The following is a 15,510-nucleotide window of genomic DNA, read 5'->3' on the forward strand; positions in this document are numbered from 1 at the left end:
CGATCTACGACCACGGGGGTGGATCGGGCGGAGCACGAAAGGCTGCGCCCGCGGAAAGACGACGAAGGGGCCGCAGCACCATGGCTGGACTCGCCGAATCCGGTTCGAACCCCGACGTGGACCTGCTGTACGACATCAACGGCCTCGCCAAGGACGCGCCGCACTGGTTCGACCGCGGCATGGAGTTCGTCGGCGAGTACGGGCTGCTGCTCGCCATGGTTCTGCTGGTGCTGTGGTGCTGGTGGACCGTGCGGCGGCGCGGTGACGAGAACGCCGCCCCGGCGGTGGCCGCGCTCGTCTGGGCGCCGCTCGCGGCCGGCGTCGCGGTGCTGGTGAACGTGCCGATACGGGGCTTCGTGGAGCGGCCCCGCCCCTTCGTGGACCACCAGGGGCTCGACGTCCTGGTCAGCGGCAAGACCGACTTCTCCTTCGTCAGCGACCACGCGACGCTCACCATGGCGATCGGCGTCGGGCTGTTCGTCGCGAACCGGAAGTTCGGGCTCGTCGGGATAGGGCTCGCGCTGCTCGAAGGCTTCTGCCGGGTCTACATGGGCGTGCACTACCCGACGGACGTCATCGGCGGCTTCGCCCTCGGCACCGCCGTCGCCCTGCTGCTGTCCCCGCTCGCCATGGCCCTGCTGACCCCGGTGACGAAGGCCGTGGAGCGCTCGCGGCGCGCCGGATGGCTGATCCAGGCGCGGAGCGTGGGGCGTGCGGGGCAGGAGGCGCTGATTCCCGGGGCGCGGGTGGAGCGCCCCGAGGAGCCTGACCTCGCGGCGTAGGCGCTCCCCCGACAGGGTGATCTCGGGGTGCTTCCCCTTACGGGGCGCTCAGAGCGCCTGGGGGAAGGTGAAGAAGCGGTTCGGGTCGTACTGCTTCTTCAGGGCCGCGAGGCGGGTCGCCGCGTCGCCGTAGTACGCCTTGCGCCAGTTGGTGAGGCTCGCGTCCGTGTAGTTCTGGTAGGCGGCACCGGAGGCGTAGGGGGCCATCGCAGAGTGGGCGGAGGTCAGCCAGGACTGGACCGTGGTGCCGGAGGCGCCGGCGCCCCAGGAGGCGATGTACTGGGCGAGCATGCGCGAACGCCGGTGCACGAACGCCGTCGCGGTAGGCGAGACCCGGTTGACCGCACCGCCCAGTGCGGTGAGCGCGATGCTGCCCGCGCCGCCGCGGACCGAGGAGATCTGGTGCAGCAGCGTCTGGATGCCGGCCGCGGAGATCGAGCGGTCGAAGAAGTCCGAGCGGGCCGCGTACGTCTCACGACCGAGGGCGCCCTGCGCGGAACGGCCCGGCGTCGAACCCGGCAGATGGCACTGGGCGTCGGTGGGGAACGAGGAGCAGCCCGCGTACGCCTCCATCGACTCCTTGTAGGAGTGCTTCTTGAGCGAGACGCTGCGCGCGGGGCCGCCGACTTTGGTGGCCAGGCGGTCCACGGCGTTCTGGAGTTCGCCGTAGGTGCCCAGGGAGAAGGCGGCGACGGCGACGGTGGGCGTGCCGCTGCCGTTCTCCAGGTGGAGCGAGGACCAGATCTCGTCCGGCTGGCTGGGGCCCCACTCCTGCCAGGCCTTCACCACGGCGGCGGCCTTCGCCCAGGGCCACGTCATGTACGCCGACACGGCCTGCGGGGCGGCGTGGGTCTTGAAGCGCAGCTCGGTGACGACACCGAAGTTGCCGTTGCCGGCGCCGCGCAGGGCCCAGAAGAGGTCCTTGTTCTCGCTCGCGTTCGCCACGAGCTGCTTGCCGTCCGCGGTGATCAGCGTCGCCTGGGTGAGGCTGTCACAGGTCAGGCCGTACGCCCGTGACACGACACCGTGGCCGCCGCCGAGGGTCAGGCCGGAGACGCCGACGGTCGGGCAGGAACCGGCCGGGATCGTGACGCCCTTCGCGGCGAGCGCCCGGTAGACGTCGATCAGCTTGGATCCGGCGCCGACCACCGCCTCGTTCGCGGACGCCCGGATGGTGTTGAGCTTGGACACGTCCAGGATCAGGCGGCCGTTCCCGGAGGACCAGCCCGCGTAGGAGTGGCCGCCGTTGCGGATCGACAGCGGGATGTTGTGGGCGCGGGCGTAGGCCATGGTCGTACGGATGTCGTCCGCGTGGGCGACGTACGCGACGGCGGTGGGCTTCAGGGAGTCGAAGCGGGTGTTGTACAGCTGGTGGGCCGTCGACCAGCTGCGGTCGCCGGGTCGCACCAGCGAGCCGTCGAGGTCCTTGGCGAGGGCCGTCCAGTTGGCGGCGGCGTGGGCGGCCAGGCCGCTGCCCGTGCTGCTCGTGCCCGTGCTGGTGGTGGCCGTGTGGATGGAGGCGCCGGCCGTGTCCGTGGCCGCCGCCTTGCCCCCGCTGCCCTTGCCGTTGCACGCGGCCGTGGCCGCCGCCGCGAGCGCGGCCGCGCCGCCACCTATGAACGTACGCCGTTGCATGTGCGCCTCCCGTTGCTTCCCGTGCGTGGGACGAGACGTGTGCCGGGTCCTGGGGGTTCCGCGGCGGGCGGGCGCGGGACGGAACCGGGACATGGCCGTGATCCCGCGCGGATCTCGCCCCCATCTTGAACCTGGTCTGGGCCTTTTTGGCCGCGCGTGGGCGAGAGGTTGGTCACGCCGCTTTTGGGGCGCTATGTGAGCGGCGTGTGCACCAAGTGGCCCTCGGCGTCGGTGCGGGCCAGGCTGCGGGCGCGGCGGGCCGGGCCTCGCCAGCCGCAGGTGCAGCGCGCCAGACAGAAGCGACCCTGCTCGATCGTCGTCGTTCGGTGTTCCTGGACGGGATGGGTCTCCTCCGGTTGCGCCACACCGACAACGTTACCCAAGGCAAGCAAATGAATCGCCCCCGCGTGACGGCCGTCCCTACCCGTCGTTAACCGGAACGACAGGAGGCCCGGGACGGACCGGCTGGGGGTCGGCGGACGATGGTGGCGCAGCAGCAGAGTCGGACGGGCACGGGCGTCGTCGCGGTCGCGATGGCGGGGCTCATGGTCTGCGTCGGCGGATGTTCCGTCGGCCGGGCCGGTGCCGAGGACGCGCGCGAGGGCGTCACCTCCGTCGAGGTACTGCACCGGGCCGCCGCCACACTGGAGCGCGCCGGCAGTGCCAAGACCCGTACGTCGATGGAGATGGCCACCGGCGGGACCCGGGTCACCATCCGCGGCCAGGGTGTCTACGACTTCAAGAAGCAGCTGGGGCAGTTGAAGGTGCTGCTGCCGCAGGATCCCGCGGGTGCCGTCGAGCACCGGCCGATCACCGAACTCCTCGCCCCGGGTGCCCTGTTCATGAAGAACCGCGGTGCCGGTGTCCCCGCCGACAAATGGGTGCGCGTCGACACGGCCACCCTCTCCGACGGGAACCTCGTGACCGGCGGCGCCACCGACCCGTTCGCCGCCGCGGAGTTGTTGCGGGGGGCGCGGACGGCGACGTACATGGGGAGGACGGAGGTGGCCGGGACGCCGGTGCGGCACTATCGCGGGACCGCCGACCTGGACATCGCAGCGCGGAGCGCCTCGCGGGGGAACCGGAAGGCACTCGCGGCGGCGGCGAAGGGGTTCGCGACCGCCGAAGTCCCGTTCGACGCCTATCTCGACGACCAGGGGCGCGTCCGCAAGCTCCGGAACCGGTTCAGCTTCATCAACGGGCGGCAGAAGGGCACCGTCGCGGTCGCCTCGACGACCTTGCTGTACGACTTCGGGGTCCCCGCCCACGTACGGCTTCCGGAACCCGAGGACATCTTCGCGGGGAAGATCGCGGAGCCGTAGACGGTTGGGGGCTGGAAATGGCCCTTCCGTGCCATGCGCGGTGTGTAGGCCGCTCCCTACCCTAGGAAGTCGGTGACGGCAGGAAGAGGTGATGCACGTGGCTCCGGTCGGCGGTACGGCAGTTCAGGACCACGTGGCCCTCGCCGAGATCGAGCTGTGCGGCGACCTGATCATCGCGGCCTCGGCCGCCCACGAGGAGCGGCTCAGCCTGGAGAGCATCGACGAGGTACTGAAGGTGGCCGAAGAGCGCACCCGGGGGAGCGGCACGGGGGAGTAGGCCCGCTTCACGTGCGCACTTCGGCGTCCCCGTGCGTTTGCGTCATGTGCGCAGCAGGCGGCCGATGGCCTTCGTGGCCTCCTCGACCTTCGCGTCGATCTCCTCGCCGCCCTTGAGGGCCGCGTCCGCGACGCAGTGGCGCAGGTGTTCCTCGAGGAGCTGGAGCGCGAAGGACTGGAGGGCCTTCGTGGAGGCGGAGACCTGGGTGAGTATGTCGATGCAGTAGACGTCCTCGTCGACCATTCGCTGCAGGCCGCGGATCTGGCCCTCGATGCGGCGCAGGCGCTTGAGGTGTTCGGCCTTCTGCTTGTGGTAGCCGTGGATGCCGCGGTCGTGGTCGGTCACGACGCCTCCGGCCTCGCTCCCGAGTTCCTCGCTTCCAGCTCCCTCGCTTCCGACTTCCTCGGTATCGGTGGGGGTCTGGATGTTCGAAATGTCCGGGACCTCCTGAACCGTTTCGGCCCTGTCGGAGGGCGCCGTCGCGCCGGCCTCGGTGGTCGTCATCGCGTCCTCCTGATGGTCCGGTATATATACCCCTGGCGGGTATATGGTAACGAACTTTGCTGGGTATAGGGCCCTTGCCGGATGCCGGGACCGGACCCTGTGCTGATCACTGTGCCTGATGGGCGACACTGGGGGACGGCCGGTTAGCCGTGGCCGGATGATGCGCCTAGCATCAGCCTGACCGAACAAAAGGACCCCGAGGACCCCAAGTGCGCTTTCGTCTGACCCCCAGGGAGACGAGCTTCTACGACATGTTCTCCGCCTCCGCGGACAACATCGTCACGGGCTCGAAACTCCTGATGGAACTGCTCGGGGCGGACGCCTCCGCCCGGGCCGAGATCGCAGAGCGCATGCGGGCCGCCGAACACGCCGGTGACGACGCCACTCACGCGATCTTCCACCAGTTGAACTCCTCCTTCATCACGCCGTTCGACCGCGAGGACATCTACAACCTGGCCTCGTCCCTCGACGACATCATGGACTTCATGGAGGAGGCCGTCGACCTGGTCGTGCTGTATCAGGTCGAAGAGCTCCCCAAGGGTGTGGAACAGCAGATCGAGGTACTGGCGCGGGCCGCCGAGCTGACGGCCGAGGCCATGCCGAACCTGCGGACGATGGACAACCTCACCGAGTACTGGATCGAGGTCAACCGGCTGGAGAACCAGGCCGACCAGATCCACCGCAAGCTGCTCGCCCACCTCTTCAACGGCAAGTACGACGCCATCGAGGTCCTGAAGCTCAAGCAGATCGTGGATGTGCTGGAGGAAGCGGCCGACGCGTTCGAACATGTGGCGAACACGGTGGAGACCATCGCCGTCAAGGAGTCCTGAACTTCGTGGACACCTTTGCGCTGGTCGTGACCATTCTGGTCGCGCTCGGATTCACGTACACGAACGGCTTTCACGACTCGGCGAACGCCATCGCCACGTCGGTGTCCACGCGGGCGCTGACCCCGCGGGCCGCGCTCGCCATGGCCGCGGTGATGAACCTCGCCGGTGCGTTCCTCGGGAGCGGGGTGGCGAACACCGTCAGCAAGGGGCTGATCGCGACGCCCGAGGGGTCGAAGGGGATGGGGATCCTCTTCGCCGCGCTCGTCGGGGCGATCGTCTGGAACCTGGTCACCTGGTACTTCGGGCTTCCGTCGTCCTCCTCGCACGCGTTGTTCGGGGGACTGGTGGGGGCCGCGCTCGCGGGCGGTACGAAGGTGCTGTGGTCCGGGGTCGTGGACAAGGTCATCATCCCGATGTTCCTGTCGCCGGTCGTCGGTCTGATCGTCGGTTATCTGGTCATGTGCGCGATCATGTGGCTGTTCCGGCGGGCCAATCCCCACAAGGCCAAGCGGGGGTTCCGTATCGCGCAGACGGTGTCCGCGGCGGGGATGGCGCTCGGGCACGGTCTTCAGGACGCCCAGAAGACGATGGGTGTCGTGGTGATGGCGCTCGTCATCGGCGACGTCCAGAAGTCGGACGACCCGATTCCGGTGTGGGTGAAGATCGTCTGTGCGGTGATGCTGTCGCTGGGGACGTACGCCGGTGGGTGGCGCATCATGCGGACGCTCGGGCGCAAGATCATTGAGCTGGATCCGCCGCAGGGGTTCGCCGCGGAGACGACGGGGGCGTCGATCATGTTCGCCACGGCGTTTCTTTTCAAGGCGCCGATCTCGACCACGCATGTCATCACTTCGGCGATCATGGGTGTCGGGGCGACGAAGCGGGTGAACGCGGTTCGCTGGGGTGTCGCCAAGAACATCGTCCTGGGGTGGTTCATCACGATGCCGGCCGCGGCGTTGGTGGCTGCCGCCAGCTTCTGGGTCGTGGACCTGGCGTTCCTGTAGGACGCCGGACGCACCAACGCTTCTCGCCCCCGCCGCCCCTACCCGACCCATCCCCAGGGGCTCCGCCCCTTCAACCCCGCCAGGGGCTCCGCCCCCGGACCCCCGATCGCCCGAAGGGCTCGTCCTCAAACGCCGGACGGGCTGAGTGATACGGGCCGGGGTCGAGGCTTTCAGGGGCGCGGGGAACTGCGCGCCAAGCCCCCGCCGGCCGGCAGTCATAGGACTTCGGGTGTGTGGGGCATCGGCCCCCGACCTGGTCCTCACATGCCGGGCAGGCTGAGTGATGCGGGCCGGGTCGAGGCTTTTAGGGGCGCGGGGAACTGCGCGCCAAGCCCCCGCCGGCCGGCAGTCATAGGACTTCGGGTGTGTGGGGCATCGGCCCCCGACCTGGTCCTCACATGCCGGGCAGGCTGAGTGGTACGGGTCGGGTCGAGGCTTTTAGGGGCGCGGGGAACTGCGCGCCAAGCCCCCACCGGCCGGCAGTCAAAGGACTTCGGGTGGGCGGGGGATGTGGGGCGGAGCCCCGCTTCTGGGGGTGCGGGGGACTGCGCGAGCAAGTCTCACCGGCCCGTGGTCGGAAGACTCCCCGACGCCGACTGAACCTCGTCAGAAGACGAGCGGGCCCGCCCCCGGGAGCCAGGGGCGGGCCCTTCTCGTCCTCGCGGTGGCACCGCCATGCAGCACCGCGAGGGGTATGGGGGAAACGGCTCAGCCGAAGCGGCCGGAGATGTAGTCCTCCGTGGCCTGCACCGACGGGTTGGAGAAGATGCGCTCCGTGTCGTCGATCTCGATGAGCCGTCCCGGCTGGCCCACCGCGGACAGGTTGAAGAACGCGGTGCGGTCGGAGACGCGCGCGGCCTGCTGCATGTTGTGCGTCACGATGACGATCGTGAAGCGTTCCTTCAGCTCGCCGATCAGGTCCTCGATGGCGAGGGTCGAGATCGGGTCGAGGGCCGAGCAGGGCTCGTCCATGAGGAGGACCTGCGGCTCCACCGCGATCGCCCGCGCGATGCACAGACGCTGCTGCTGACCACCGGACAGACCCGAGCCGGGCTTGTTGAGGCGGTCCTTGACCTCGTTCCAGAGGTTCGCGCCCTTGAGGGACTTCTCGACGACGTCGTTCAGCTCGGACTTCTTGTACGAGCCGTTCAGACGCAGACCCGCCGCCACGTTGTCGAAGATCGACATGGTGGGGAAGGGGTTGGGGCGCTGGAAGACCATGCCGATCGTGCGGCGCACGGCGACGGGGTCGATGCCGTGGCCGTACAGGTCCTCGTCGTCGAGGAGGACCTTGCCCTCGACCCGGCCGCCGGGGGTGACCTCGTGCATACGGTTGAGCGTGCGCAGGAACGTCGACTTGCCGCAGCCGGAGGGGCCGATGAACGCCGTCACCGAGCGCGGCTCGACCGTCATCGAGATGTCTTCGATCGCCTTGTGGGAGCCGTAGTAGGCGGTGAGACCGCTTACGTCGATTCGCTTGGCCATGTCAATCACTGCTTCTTTCGAGGGGGATGCTGCTGGTCGCTGATATGGCCGCGTCAGCGACCTGTCTTCGGTGCCTTCCAACGGGCGATGCCGCGAGCCACCATGTTGAGAATCATCACGAAGGCGATCAGGGCGAGCGCAGCCGCCCAGGCACGGTCGTACGCCGCGTTCGAACCGGCGCTGTTCGCGTACTGCTGGTAGATGTACAGCGGCAGCGAGGCCTGCGCCCCGGAGAACGGGTTGGTGTTGATGAAGTTCGTGCCCCACACCAGCAGCAGCACCGGGGCGGTCTCGCCCGTGATGCGTGCGACGGCGAGCATGACACCGGTCGTGATGCCACCGATCGAGGTCGGCAGGACCACCTTGAGGATCGTGCGCCACTTGGGCACGCCGAGCGCCAGGGAGGCTTCGCGCAGCTCGTTCGGTACGAGCTTGAGCATCTCCTCGGTGGAGCGGACCACGACGGGCATCATCAGGATGGCCAGGGCCAGCGAACCGGCGAAGCCGAAGGGCTCCAGGTCCAGGATGAGCATCAGGCTCAGGATGAACAGACCGGCGACGATCGAGGGGATGCCCGTCATCACGTCGACGAAGAAGGTGATGGCCGTGGAGAGCTTGCCGCGCCCGTACTCCACCAGGTAGACCGCGGTGAGTACACCGATCGGCGCCGCGATCAGGGTGGCGAGACCGACCTGCTCCAGCGTGCCGATGATGGCGTGGTAGATGCCGCCGCCGGGCTCGGAGTCCGCGACCACACCCATCGAGTGGGTCAGGAAGTAGATGTCGAAGACCTTCACACCGCGCTTGACGGTGGTCCAGATCAGGGAGGCCAGCGGGACGACCGCGATGAGGAAGCAGACCCAGACGAGGCTGGTCGCGACGCGGTCCTTGGCCTGACGGCGGCCCTCGACGCGCGCGGCGATGCCGTACGTACCGAGGACGAAGAGGATTCCGGCGATCAGGCCCCACTGGACCTTGCTGTCGAGACCGCCGACCAGGCCGATGACCACGGCGAGCACGACGGCGCCGGCGGCGATCGCCCACGGGGACCACTTCGGCAGGGTCGCGCCGCGCAGGGTGCTGGGGCGCTTGCCCATGGCGGGTGCTGAGTGGCTCATGCGTTGGCCCCCGAGTACTCCGCGCGACGGGCGATGATGACCCGGGCCGCGCCGTTGACCAGCAGGGTGATGACGAAGAGGACCAGACCGGACGCGATCAGCGCGTCACGGCCGTCCGCGGTCGCCTCACCGAACTTGCTGGCGATGTTCTGTGCGAAGGTGCCGCCGCCCGGGTCGAGCAGGCTGGCGTTGATGTCGAAGGTCGGCGAGAGGACCGTGGCGACGGCCATTGTCTCACCGAGCGCGCGGCCGAGACCCAGCATCGACGCGGAGATGACGCCGGAGCGGCCGAAGGGCAGCACCGACATGCGGATGACCTCCCAGCGCGTGGCGCCGAGGGCCAGCGCGGCCTCCTCGTGCATCTGCGGGACCTGGCGGAAGACCTCGCGGCTCACGTTGGTGATGATCGGTAGGATCATGATCGCGAGCAGGATGCTGACGGTGAGCATCGAGCGGGGCGCGCCGCCCTGCCAGCTGAAGATGCCGGTCCAGCCGAAGTACTTGTCCAGCCAGCCGAAGAGGCCGTTCATGTGCGGCACCAGGACGAGCGCGCCCCACAGGCCGTAGACGATGGACGGCACGGCGGCGAGCAGGTCGATCACGTAGGCGACCGGGCCGCTCAGCCTGCGCGGTGCGTAGTGCGTGATGAACAGCGCGATGGCGACCGCGACGGGAACCGCCAGGGCCATGGCGATGATCGAGGAGACCACCGTGCCGAAGGCCAGGACGGCGATGCCGAAGACCGGCGGGATGGTGTTGGTGTTCCACTCGAAGGTGGTGAGGAAGTTGCCGTGGTCCTTGCTGATCGCGAGCGAGGCGCGATAGGTGAGGAAGACCGCGATGGCGGCCATGATCACCAGCAGGAAGATGCCCGACCCACGGGAGAGACCGAGGAAGATCCGGTCACCGGGTCGGGTGGCGCCGCGGCTCGCGCGCTTCTGCAGGGCCGCGGAAGGCTGGGAGGTGGGGGGAGGTGCTTCGTCTGTGTTCTGTGTCGATATGTCCATCGGGATCTCCGGTCTGCAGAGCCGTACTTGGTTGCGGCTCCTGGCGGCGGTGCACCGGACGGTGCGGCCCGGCCCCGAACCGGGGCCGGGCCGCACACTTTGGTTAGCTGAGGCCCGCGATGGTGGTGCGGACCTTGGCGATGATGTCGGCCGGGATCGGCGCGTAGTCGATGGAGGAGAGGACCTTCTGGCCGTCCTCGCTCGCAATGTAGGTCAGGAACGCCTTCGTGGCGGCCAGCGAGTCCGACTTGTTGCCCTTGTCGCAGACGATCTCGTACGTGACCAGGGTGATCGGGTAGGCGCCGTCGGCCTTGGTGGCGCGGTTCAGCTTGAGCGAGAGGTCCTTGCCCGTGCCGATGACCTGGGCGTCCGCGATGGCCTTGGTGGCGTTCTCGACGGTGGCGTCGACCGGGGCGCTGGCGCCCGTGTCGATGCTGGCCGCCTTGATGCCGTCCTTGGCGAACGACAGCTCCATGTAGCCGATGGCGCCGGAGGTCTGCTTCACCTGCTGGGCGACACCGGAGGACTGCGGAGCGGACTGGCCGCCCTTCGCCTGCCAGGCCTTGCCGCCGGAGTACTTCCAGTCGGAGGGGGCCGCGGCGATCAGGTACTTGGTGAAGTTGTCCGTGGTGCCGGACTCGTCCGAGCGGTGGAACGCCTGGATCTTGAGGTCGGGCAGGGTGACGCCCGGGTTCAGCTTCGCGATCGCCGAGTCGTTCCACTTGCTGATCTTGCTGTCGAAGATCTTGGCGACCGTCGAGGCGTTCAGGACGAGCTTGTCGACGCCCGGGACGTTGAAGCCGACCGCGATCGGGCCGCCGACCATCGGGAGGTCGATGCCCTGGCCACCGCCGGTGCACATCTTCTTGGAGGCGGCGACCTCTTCCGGCTTCAGCGCGGAGTCCGAGCCGGCGAAGGCGACCTGGCCCTGGGTGAACGCGGTGACGCCGGCGCCGGAGCCGCCGCCCTTGTAGTTGATCTGCACGCCGGAGCAGGCGGCGCTGAACGCCTTGACCCAGGCGTCGATCGCGTTCTTCTGCGCGGACGAGCCGTCGGCGAGCAGCTGGCCCTTGGCGTCGTCACACTTGATCGAGCTGGCGGAGCCCGTCGTCGCGCCGCCCGTGGCGCTGCTCTTGGTGCCGGTGTCGTCGGAGCCGCACGCCGTGAGGGCCAGGGCGCCGGAGACGGCGACAGCACCGAGCGAAAGGGCGCGAAGCCGGTTCTTGCGCTGAAGCTTCACTGTTGGGGTGTTCCTTCCAGGAGCCGCCGTCTGGTTGGCGGCGTGCGAGGTGTGTGTGATGCGGAGGCCACACGCAGGAGGCGTTCCGCACCGGGTAAGGCCGAAATTAGGCAGATCAGGTGAAGGCGTCGATGGCCGTAAGTGAACGGAGGGTGAACCCCTGTGGGCGGTGCGGTGAGGTCACGGAACGCTTACGTCGAGGACACGGTGGGATCCCGATCGTTGTTACTGCATGTGACCGGGTGTGCACGCATATGGCCGATTGGTTCGCTTAGGTGAGGTGCAGCACACTCAGCAGGGCGTCAACCAGATCGGCGTCCCTGGGCTGGGTCAGACGGTCGCGGGCCGCGGCGGGGGAGAGCCACAGGATGCGGTCGACCTCGTCGCTCGGAGTGAAGTGGCCCTCCGTCGCCTCGGCGGCCCAGTAGCGGACCTCTTTGGGGCGGCCGGCGACGGGATAACGGAGGGTGGGCAGGGCCGTGCCGGGCAGGGCGGTGTACCCCGTCTCCTCCCGGACCTCCCGCAGTGCCCCCGCGAGCGTTTCCTCGCCGCGCTTGAGCTTGCCCTTCGGATGCGACCAGTCGTCGTACTTCGGCCGGTGGACGAGACATATCTCCAGCTCACCGCCGAGTGGCGAGCGGCGCCACAGGACGCAGCCTGCCGCCCGTACGGCCTTGAAGGTGTCCTCGGTCATCAGGCCTCCCTCACGGGGTGCGCACGGTTTCCTTCTGCCAGTTCTGCTGGAACGCGAACCGTGCCGCCTCCACCTCGTGCCGCTGGTCGGCGTGGAGCACGCCGAGCGCGTACGCGGTGGCCGGGGCGATGCGCGGGGTGCGGGCCGCCGACGCGGCGGCCGCGGCCGCCTCCGCCGCGTCCCGGTGCCGGTTGAGGGCCTGACCCGCGCGGAGCAGTCGTACGTCGATGGGGGCGTCCTCCCCGTAGAGGACCTCGCACGCGTAGCGGTGCAGGCGCAGCAGCAGCCGGACCTGGTGCCAGGGCGCGTCCTGGGGATGGGGCGCGGTGTCCGCGGAGAGGCCGTGCACGAGGGCCTCGGCGTTGTACGGGTGGCCCGCGGTGACCAGCGGCAGCGCGGCGACCGCGTCGGTCAGCCGGTCCGTGGCGGCGGCGGCCAGCGGGCGCAGGTCGGCCGTGGTGGCCGCCGGGGTGAGCGGCACCTCGCTGGCGAGCACGGCGACGCTGTCCGCGACGGCGTGGAAGCGGGAGGAGCCGAGCGCCTGCAGCGCGGCCGAGTGGGCCCGGGTGCGGGCCAGCGTCAGCTGGCGGTCGAGCAGCGCGCCCGCCTTCGCGGCGCCGACGGTCAGACTGCCTTTGGCAGGCGCCCCGGTGTCCTGCCCAGCATGTGCCGGGAAGCCGGCCGCGCCCGAGAGCCGGTTCAGCGCGCCGATCAGTCGTTCCAGGCGGGCCGCGTAGGCGTGTTCACGGGCCAGGGTGCCCGAGAGCCACGCCAGTTCGGGCCGCATGCCCTCCGACCACTCCGCGTCGAGCAGCGGTCGGAAGGTGTGCAGGGTGCCGCTGATGCGGCGGGCCGAGCGGCGCAGGGCGCGCGCCGCGTCGACCGATTCCCCGGAGCCGTTCTCCCCCGCTCGTGTCACGTTCGCTTGTGACACGTCCCGCGACTCGGCGCGCGACTCCGTTCTCTGCTTCGCCCGGGCGGTGGTACCCGCGTCGGTGCCGTTCTCCCGGTGCTGTCGCAGGGAGCGGAGGAACTCCGTGGCCTGGGCCCTCAGGTAGCCCGCGAGGGCGTCTCCTGACATGGGCCCGGCCGGGGAGTCGGTGGTGGGTTCAAGGTGTTGCTGTGCCACGCCGGCGCCTCCGGGCGTCTATGAGCATCTCCTGGACGTTCCGCAGGGGCTGGCCGTCCGCGTCGGTCGAGTGCCGGGTCCACTCGCCGTCCGGGCCCAGGTGCCAGGAGGCGGTGGTGTCGGACATCCCGGTCTCGAACAGCCGGTTGAGGGCCGCGCGGTGTGCCGGGTCGGTGATCCTGACCAGGGCCTCGATCCGCCGGTCCAGGTTGCGGTGCATCATGTCCGCGCTGCCGATCCAGACCTCGGGCTCGCCGCCGTTGCCGAAGGCGAAGACACGGGAGTGTTCGAGGAACCGGCCGAGCACGGACCGTACCCGTATGTTCTCGGACAGGCCGGTGACGCCCGGCCGGACCGCGCAGATGCCACGCACCCACACGTCGACGGGCACTCCGGCCTGGGACGCGCGGTACAGCGCGTCGATGATCGCCTCGTCCACCATCGAGTTGCACTTGATGCGGACGTAGGCGGGGCGTCCGGCGACGTGGTGCTGGACTTCCTTGTTGATCCGCGCGATCAGCCCGTCGCGCAGGGACTTGGGGGCGACGAGCAGACGGCGGTAGGTCTCGCGGCGCGAGTAGCCGGAGAGCCGGTTGAAGAGGTCGGACAGGTCCGCGCCGACCTGCGGGTCGGCGGTGAGCAGGCCGAGGTCCTCGTACAGCCGTGCGGTCTTCGGGTGGTAGTTGCCGGTGCCGACGTGGGAGTAGCGCCGGAGCGTTTCCCCCTCCTGCCGGACGACCAGCGACAGCTTGCAGTGGGTCTTCAGCCCGACGAGTCCGTACACGACATGGCAGCCCGACTCCTCGAGCTTGCGGGCCCACTTGATGTTGGCCTGTTCGTCGAAGCGCGCCTTGATCTCGACGAGGACGAGGACCTGCTTGCCGGACTCGGCGGCGTCTATCAGCGCGTCGACGATCGGCGAGTCGCCCGAGGTCCGGTACAGCGTCTGCTTGATGGCCAGCACGTCCGGGTCGGCCGCCGCCTGCTCCAGGAAGGCCTGCACGGAGGTGGAGAAGGAGTCGTACGGGTGGTGCAGCAGGACGTCGCGCTCGCGCAGGGCGGCGAAGATGTCGGGCGCGGACGCCGACTCGACCTCGGCCAGGTCGCGGTGCGTTCCCGCGATGAACTTCGGGTACTTCAGCTCGGGCCGGTCGAGGGCGCCGATGCCGAAGAGGCCGGTGAGGTCCAGGGGACCCGGCAGCGGGTACACCTCCGCCTCGGAGATCTTCAGTTCCCGTACGAGGAGATCGAGGACGTACCGGTCGATGGACTCCTCGACCTCCAGACGCACCGGCGGCCCGAAGCGGCGCCGCATGAGTTCCTTCTCCAGCGCCTGGAGCAGGTTCTCGGCGTCGTCCTCCTCGACCTCCAGGTCCTCGTTCCTGGTCAGCCGGAAGGTGTGGTGCTCCAGGACCTCCATGCCCGGGAAGAGCTCCTCCAGGTGTGCCGCGATCACGTCCTCGATGGGGACGTAGCGGTTGGGGGAGGCCTCCAGGAAGCGGGAGAGCAGCGGCGGGACCTTGACGCGCGCGAAGTGCCGGTGGCCGCTGACCGGGTTCCGTACGACGACCGCGAGGTTCAGGGACAGACCCGAGATGTACGGGAAGGGGTGCGCGGGGTCGACCGCCAGCGGGGTCAGGACCGGGAAGATCTGGTGCCGGAAGAGGGTGAAGAGGCGGGCCTGCTCCTTCTCCGTCAGTTCGCTCCAGCGGACCAGATGGACGCCCTCCTCCGCGAGCGCGGGGGCGACGTCCTCCTGGTAGCAGGCCGCGTGCCGGGCCATGAGCTCGCGCGAGCGGGCCCAGATCATCTCCAGGACCTCGCGGGGCTGCAGGCCGGAGGCGGACTTGGTGGCCACGCCGGTCGCGATGCGGCGCTTCAGTCCGGCCACCCGGACCATGAAGAACTCGTCCAGGTTGCTGGCGAAGATCGCCAGGAAGTTCGCCCGTTCGAGCAGGGGCGTGCTCGGGTCCTCGGCGAGCTCCAGCACCCGCTCGTTGAACGCGAGCCAGCTGCGCTCGCGGTCGAGGAACCTGCCCTGCGGCAACATGATGCCGTCCTGCACCAGGTCCTCGTAGGCGTCGAGGTCGGCGTCGATGTCGGGCTCGAGGTCGGAGACGTTCGCCGCCACGGTGTGCGGGCGGTGCGCGGCTATGGAGCCGACGGAGGGCTGCGGGTGCTGGACCGGTGCCTGGGCGCTGGGCTGGTTCATGGACCCATTCTTCCGCGCCGGGAGCGAGACCGGCGCGTCGGAGAGCGCGAGCGGCAGCGGGGTGAGGCGGATGTTCCCGTTCCGCGACCCCGGTACCGCCTTGCTCCCCGTCGTCGGAGAGGTCTCGCGCTCCGGCGGAGGCGACGGCTCTGGCACGGCGGGCTTCATTTGCTGAGCGTCGCAAGCCCGTCTGAATCGATGGTTACGGCGACATGACGTGCGGGATATCGGGGAGCGGCTCCCGGACGTCTACATGCCCGGGTGCCGCGTA

15 protein-coding genes are annotated in these 15,510 nt (G+C 69.4%); 5 read left to right on the top strand and 10 right to left on the bottom strand.

The window, feature by feature from the left end; translation table 11 throughout:
• The first annotated feature begins 80 nt into the window (after positions 1-80).
• A complete protein-coding gene (locus AQJ27_RS22085; RefSeq protein ID WP_067371439.1) occupies positions 81-782 on the top strand; it encodes a phosphatase PAP2 family protein in 702 nt (233 codons plus the stop codon).
• 48 nt (positions 783-830) lie between these two features.
• Here the strand turns inward: AQJ27_RS22085 and AQJ27_RS22090 are convergent, their stop codons facing one another.
• Both AQJ27_RS22090 and AQJ27_RS57380 read right to left on the bottom strand, forming a co-directional pair.
• On the bottom strand, positions 831-2,417 hold the full coding sequence (locus tag AQJ27_RS22090) for an FAD-binding oxidoreductase (protein ID WP_067371441.1): 1,587 nt from the start codon (positions 2,415-2,417) through the stop codon (positions 831-833).
• 191 nt (positions 2,418-2,608) lie between these two features.
• Entirely contained in the window at positions 2,609-2,782 is a 174-nt protein-coding gene (locus tag AQJ27_RS57380; protein ID WP_167552122.1) for a hypothetical protein, read from the bottom strand.
• Positions 2,783-2,899: 117 nt separating this feature from the next.
• Between AQJ27_RS57380 and AQJ27_RS22095 the strand changes: the two genes are divergently transcribed.
• On the top strand, positions 2,900-3,739 hold the full coding sequence (locus tag AQJ27_RS22095; protein ID WP_067371443.1) for an SCO4651 family lipoprotein: 840 nt from the start codon (positions 2,900-2,902) through the stop codon (positions 3,737-3,739).
• A gap of 91 nt (positions 3,740-3,830) precedes the next feature.
• A complete protein-coding gene (locus tag AQJ27_RS22100) occupies positions 3,831-4,016 on the top strand; it encodes a hypothetical protein (RefSeq protein WP_067371445.1) in 186 nt (61 codons plus the stop codon).
• Positions 4,017-4,058: 42 nt separating this feature from the next.
• On the opposite strand, the gene AQJ27_RS22105 is transcribed toward AQJ27_RS22100, so the two are convergent.
• A complete protein-coding gene (locus tag AQJ27_RS22105) occupies positions 4,059-4,520 on the bottom strand; it encodes a metal-sensitive transcriptional regulator (protein WP_067371447.1) in 462 nt (153 codons plus the stop codon).
• A 209-nt stretch (positions 4,521-4,729) separates the two neighbouring features.
• Between AQJ27_RS22105 and AQJ27_RS22110 the strand changes: the two genes are divergently transcribed.
• Both AQJ27_RS22110 and AQJ27_RS22115 read left to right on the top strand, forming a co-directional pair.
• Positions 4,730-5,350, top strand: coding sequence for a DUF47 domain-containing protein (locus tag AQJ27_RS22110; protein ID WP_054232360.1), 621 nt, complete (start codon positions 4,730-4,732; stop codon positions 5,348-5,350).
• Positions 5,351-5,355: 5 nt separating this feature from the next.
• Complete coding sequence (locus tag AQJ27_RS22115; protein WP_067371449.1) at positions 5,356-6,354, top strand: inorganic phosphate transporter; 999 nt, start codon at positions 5,356-5,358, stop codon at positions 6,352-6,354.
• Positions 6,355-7,062: 708 nt separating this feature from the next.
• Here the strand turns inward: AQJ27_RS22115 and pstB are convergent.
• The 7 genes from pstB to AQJ27_RS22150 all read right to left on the bottom strand — a co-directional run bounded on the left by pstB (position 7,063) and on the right by AQJ27_RS22150 (position 15,239).
• A complete protein-coding gene (gene pstB, locus AQJ27_RS22120) occupies positions 7,063-7,839 on the bottom strand; it encodes a phosphate ABC transporter ATP-binding protein PstB (protein WP_067371451.1) in 777 nt (258 codons plus the stop codon).
• 53 nt (positions 7,840-7,892) lie between these two features.
• Positions 7,893-8,957, bottom strand: coding sequence for a phosphate ABC transporter permease PstA (pstA, locus tag AQJ27_RS22125; protein WP_067371452.1), 1,065 nt, complete (start codon positions 8,955-8,957; stop codon positions 7,893-7,895).
• Positions 8,954-9,964 (bottom strand): phosphate ABC transporter permease subunit PstC, encoded by a 1,011-nt coding sequence (pstC, locus tag AQJ27_RS22130; protein WP_067371454.1) that lies wholly within the window; start codon positions 9,962-9,964, stop codon positions 8,954-8,956. Before pstC ends, pstA begins: the two co-directional genes overlap by 4 nt.
• A 103-nt stretch (positions 9,965-10,067) precedes the next feature.
• On the bottom strand, positions 10,068-11,204 hold the full coding sequence (gene pstS / locus AQJ27_RS22135) for a phosphate ABC transporter substrate-binding protein PstS (protein WP_067371456.1): 1,137 nt from the start codon (positions 11,202-11,204) through the stop codon (positions 10,068-10,070).
• Between the two features lie 271 nt (positions 11,205-11,475).
• The gene (locus tag AQJ27_RS22140) at positions 11,476-11,898 is read right to left on the bottom strand and encodes an NUDIX hydrolase (protein WP_067371458.1); all 423 of its coding nucleotides are present in this window, start codon (positions 11,896-11,898) and stop codon (positions 11,476-11,478) included.
• A 10-nt stretch (positions 11,899-11,908) separates the two neighbouring features.
• Complete coding sequence (locus tag AQJ27_RS22145; RefSeq protein ID WP_067371459.1) at positions 11,909-13,027, bottom strand: CHAD domain-containing protein; 1,119 nt, start codon at positions 13,025-13,027, stop codon at positions 11,909-11,911.
• Positions 13,008-15,239, bottom strand: a complete 2,232-nt coding sequence (locus tag AQJ27_RS22150) for an RNA degradosome polyphosphate kinase (RefSeq protein ID WP_067371461.1) — start codon at positions 15,237-15,239, stop codon at positions 13,008-13,010. Before AQJ27_RS22150 ends, AQJ27_RS22145 begins: the two co-directional genes overlap by 20 nt.
• Between the last annotated feature and the right edge of the window lie 271 nt (positions 15,240-15,510).

It is taken from the genome of Streptomyces olivochromogenes, from assembly GCF_001514115.1.
GTDB classification, from domain to species: domain Bacteria; phylum Actinomycetota; class Actinomycetes; order Streptomycetales; family Streptomycetaceae; genus Streptomyces; species Streptomyces olivochromogenes.